The sequence below is a fragment of the Acidiphilium sp. genome, assembly GCF_049977125.1.
In the GTDB taxonomy this organism is placed as follows: Bacteria; Pseudomonadota; Alphaproteobacteria; order Acetobacterales; family Acetobacteraceae; genus Acidiphilium.
The window spans coordinates 1-4,371 of sequence record NZ_JBMFGY010000196.1 but is presented as its reverse complement, the minus strand read 5'-3'; the positions used below and the strand labels follow the sequence as shown (position 1 = coordinate 4,371).

General features: G+C 65.4%; 4 protein-coding genes and 1 pseudogene. 1 reads left to right on the top strand and 4 read right to left on the bottom strand.

Going from position 1 to position 4,371, the window contains the following annotated elements; genetic code table 11:
• The coding region (locus ACP5E6_RS16515; RefSeq protein WP_427955965.1) for a hypothetical protein at positions 1-675 on the top strand (675 nt) is incomplete at its 5' end.
• An 83-nt stretch (positions 676-758) separates the two neighbouring features.
• Here ACP5E6_RS16515 and ACP5E6_RS16510 read toward each other — a convergent pair.
• From ACP5E6_RS16510 to ACP5E6_RS16495, 4 genes and pseudogenes are all read right to left on the bottom strand, one after another.
• On the bottom strand, positions 759-1,517 hold the full coding sequence (locus ACP5E6_RS16510) for an NAD-dependent epimerase/dehydratase family protein (protein ID WP_427955962.1): 759 nt from the start codon (positions 1,515-1,517) through the stop codon (positions 759-761).
• Between the two features lie 9 nt (positions 1,518-1,526).
• Positions 1,527-2,855: a TldD/PmbA family protein gene (locus ACP5E6_RS16505; protein ID WP_427955960.1), complete on the bottom strand. Its 1,329-nt coding sequence runs from the start codon at positions 2,853-2,855 to the stop codon at positions 1,527-1,529.
• Entirely contained in the window at positions 2,852-4,117 is a 1,266-nt protein-coding gene (locus ACP5E6_RS16500) for a M16 family metallopeptidase (protein WP_427955957.1), read from the bottom strand. The genes ACP5E6_RS16505 and ACP5E6_RS16500 overlap by 4 nt, the downstream gene beginning before the upstream one ends.
• Positions 4,114-4,371: pseudogene (locus ACP5E6_RS16495) on the bottom strand (threonine synthase); the annotation flags it as partial. The pseudogene ACP5E6_RS16495 and the gene ACP5E6_RS16500, both read right to left, overlap by 4 nt.

Sequence of the window (4,371 nt, the reverse complement as noted above, 5' to 3'; positions counted from 1 at the left end):
CCCACCCCCTGGGTCTATAGTCCTTCCATGGCATGGACCCCACCCCCTTACCCCACCACCCTGACCGAGATGTTCGCCCTCAGCCTGCGCAAGCTGCGTGAAACCCTGTGCGACCAGGGCAAGCGCCTCGGCATCGCCCTCCCGCTGATCGTCCTGATCATGGGCCGTCTCGGCACGCTCGGCAGCCGCATCCAGCGCCTGATCGCCCGCGGTCCGCACCCGGCGCGCCAGTCGCGGCCCAACCCCGACGCCAAACCCCGCGAACGCGCCCCCGCCAAACTGCCGCGCAACTGGCCGCTCGCCCAATTCGGCCCGCCGCCGCCGTTGCCGCGCGGCTTCGGCGCCCTGCGCCGCCTGATCCCGCATCACCAGATCATTGGCTACACCATGGAGATCGAACGGTTGCTGACCCACCCGGACATGGTCGCGCTGATCGAAACCACCCCCGCCATCGGTCGCGCCCTCCGCCCGCTCTGCCACATCTGCGGTCTCAAACTCCCGCCCAACCTCGCGCTGCCGAAACGCGCACGCCGCCGCCCCGCCGCCCCGCGAAAACCCCGCCAGCGCCGCCCACGCCCAACCCCGGTTTTTCCCCCCATCACCTCAACGCCGCCGCCGCTCGGCCCCGGCAATCATTATTTCATCCCAAACCCCGCCATCTTCAAAAAATCCTGACCCTCGATCCTCACTTTTGCACGTCCATTTCATTACGATATCGCAACAAAAACGCCGCAAACGAGGGATATTCTCACCTTGCCTCAATCCTCGGCAAACCCCCCGCCCTGAAACCGCCACGCCCGCCCGCCCGCGCCCAGGATCGCCTCACTGAAATCCTCGGCATTCTGGACCGGATGATAGCCAAGCTCGGCGGCCTCGCTATTGTCCCAGCACGCGCGCGTATTGGCCGAAACGCCCCAGATCGGATGATAGGTGCTGATCGGCGCGGCAAGACTTTGCAGAACCAGATGTTCAAGATCGTCCAGCCCGAGCCACGTCGCGAGATGGCGCGGTTCGCGCGGCCGGGGCAGGGCGCTGCCAATCCGCAGCGCCACGCCCTCGATGCCGTATTTGTCCCAGTAAAGCCGCCCCATCGCCTCGCCCCAGATCTTGGAAATCCCATACAGCCCGTCCGGCCGATAAGGGTCGGACAGGCCGATCATCTGACCGGCGGGATACATGCCGATCGTATGGTTGGAACTCGCGAACACCACGCGCTGAACCCGATGCCGCCGCGCCCCCTCATACAGCGCATGCAGGGCGACCAGATTATTCTCGATAATCTCAGGCAATGGCCGTTCGACGCTGATGCCCGCAAGATGCAAAACGGTCGTCGCGCCATCGAGCACCCGATCGATGATCGCCGGATCGCGCAGATCGCCGGTCATCGTCGTCTCGCGCGGATCGATCGGCGTGGTCGGCACAATGTCGAGCGAGCGCAACGGAATGCCCCGCGCCAGCAGCCGCGGCCGCAGCACCAGGCCCAACTGCCCCTGCGCGCCGGTCAGAACCAGCGACACGCCGCCGCCTCAGCCGCCCGCCATCGTCATGCCCTCGACCCGAAGCGTCGGCGCATCGGTGCCGCGCCTGAATTCAAGGTCGTCGGCCGGGGTGAGGTGCATGAACATCTCGCGCAGCGTGCCGGCAATCGTGATCTCGGCGACCGGTTCGGCAATCTGACCCTCGCGGATCATGAAACCGGCCGCGCCGCGCGAATAATCGCCGGTGATGCCGTTCACCCCCATGCCGATCAGCTCGATGACATAAAGACCCAGCGTGATGTCCGCCATCAGCGCCGCCGGCGACAATGTGCCGCGTTCGATATACAAATTCGACGCCGCCGGGCTCGGCGGGCCGGAAGTGCCGCGCGAGGCATGGCCGGTGCTCTTGAGACCCAGCTGCGCCGCGCTGCGCTGATCGAGCAGCCAGGTGGTGAGGCGGCCATCCTCGATCAACGCCATCCGCCGCACCCGCTGCCCCTCGCCATCGAACGCGCGCGACCGCAAACCCCGAACCCGCCGCGGATCATCGATGATCGAAATACCGGGTGCGAACACGGGCTTGCCCATCGCATCCTTGAGAAAACTGGTGCCCCGCGCAATGCTCGATCCATTGATCGCGGCGCTGAAATGCCCGAGCAGGCTGCCCGCGACCCGCGGATGAAAAACCACCGGAAGCTTCGCCGTGCCCGGCCGGCGCGGATCGAGCCGGCTCACCGCCCGTTCGGCGGCGGCGCGGCCCATCGCGGCGGGATCGGTCAGATCCCCGGCATGCACCGCCGAGGAATACTCATAATCGCGCTGCATCCCCACGCCGCTGCCCGCGATCGGCGAGACCGAAAGACCATGGCTCGACCGGCTATAGGCGCCGGCAAAGCCGCGCGAGGTCGCCAGCGCCACATGGCTGCGCGACCACGACGCACCCGCCCCTTCGGAATTGGTGATGCCAGGGCAGGCGAGGGCGGCCTCCTCGGCGGCGGCGGCGCGCGCCATCAGAATCTCGATCGAGGGTTCAACCGCATCGTCCATATCGAGCGGCGCGACGTCTTCGGGCGGTGGCGCGTCGGGAATCGCGGCGAATTGATCTTCCGGCACCACATTCGCCATCGCCACCGCCTGCTCGGCCAGCCGGTCGAAACTCGTGGGATCGACCGCCCCGGACGAGACGATCGCGCTCCGCTTGCCCACGAACACGCGCAGCCCGATGTTGTTGGTCTCGGCGCGCTCGATCTCCTCGATCTTGCCCATCCGCCGGCTGACCGAAAGCGACGCGGCGGTCCCAAGCAACGCATCCGCCTGATCGGCGCCGGCGCGCCGCGCGGCGGCGAGCAGTTGGTTCAGATGATCGAGATTTCTCATGCCGCGAGCCTTTCCAGAATCTTCGGCATCTGCGGCACCCGCCCGATCGGCCCGATCGCGGCAAGCGTCGGCTTGGCCCTGAAAATCCGTGAAGCCACCCGCGTGATATCGGCCTCGGTCACACCATCGATCTTGGCAACAGTCTCGGCGATCGGCACGACCCGCCCGAACACCTGCCATTGCCTCGCCAACTGCTCGCAGCGGCTGCCGGTCGATTCGAGCGACATCAGCAGCCCCGCCTTCACCTGCGCCCGCGCCCGGCGCAATTCCGCGCCGGTCACCGATTCCTGCACCTTGGCCAATTCACCAAGCGTGACCGGCACCAACTCCGCCGCCTCCGCCTCGCCGGTGCCGGCATAAATACCGAACAGACCCGCATCGTTATTCGGCAAGGCAAACGAATAGATCGAATAGACCAGCCCGCGCTTTTCCCGGATTTCCTGGAACAATCGCGAGGACATGCCCCCGCCGAGCAACGTCGAGAGCAGCATCGCCGCATGGAAATCGGGATCGCTATAGCCCACCGCCGGAAAGCCGAGCACCAGATGCGCCTGGTCGAGATCGCGGATCTCGCGATAATCGCCGCCGCTATAAATCCCCGGCATCGGCGGCACCTGAACGGCGTTCGGCAGATCAGCGAAATGTTCGCTGACCAGATCGACCACCTGCTGATGATCGAGCTTGCCGGAAGCGGACACCACGATGTTCTTCGGCGTGTAATGCGCGCGCATGTAGCGCTGCAACACATCGGGCGAGAGCGATTTGATGATCGCCTCGGTCCCCAGCGTCGGCCAGCCCATCGGCTGACCCGGATACGCCGCCTGCTGGAAATGATCGAACACGATATCGTCCGGCGTGTCGTTCGCCTGGCCGATCTCCTGCAGGATCACGCCGCGCTCACGCTCGAACTCGGCGGCATCGAAAGTCGAGTGGCACAGAATATCGCCGATGATGTCGATGCCGAGCGGCAGATCGTCCTTCAGCATTTTCACGTAATAGGCGGTCTGTTCGCGCGAGGTATAGGCGTTGATATGCCCGCCGACATCCTCGACCGCCTCGGCTATTTCGACCGCATTGCGCTTTTCGGTGCCCTTGAACGCCATATGCTCGAGAAAATGCGACACGCCGTTTTCAGGTGCGGTCTCATGGCGGGTGCCGACGCCGGCATAGGCGCCGAACGAAACCGTCTCGACCCGCTCCATCCGCTCGGTCAGAATGGTGAGCCCGGAATCGAGGTGGGTGATCTGAACACCGTCGGTCATGCATTGTTCCTATGCGCAAAATTGCGAACCAGCGCTTGCACCTCGGCGAGGCGATTGCTGGAGCGCAGAAAGACTTCAGGACGTTGATATAGGTCTTTTAAGCGTTCGGGGAGAGAGGGACGGACGCCGATCGCCCGTTCCATCGCATCCGGAAACTTCGCCGGGTGCGCGGTGGCTGCCGCGATCACGGGAATGCCGATCGGCCCGCACGCCCGCGCCGCCGCAATGCCGATCGCGGTATGCGGGTCGGCGAT

Excerpts from the sequence above, each read along its gene's own strand:
- ACP5E6_RS16505 (WP_427955960.1), bottom strand. The coding sequence starts at position 2,855 with ATGAGAAATCTCGATCATCTGAACCAACTGCTCGCCGCCGCGCGGCGC.
- ACP5E6_RS16500 (WP_427955957.1), bottom strand. The coding sequence starts at position 4,117 with ATGACCGACGGTGTTCAGATCACCCACCTCGATTCCGGGCTCACCATT.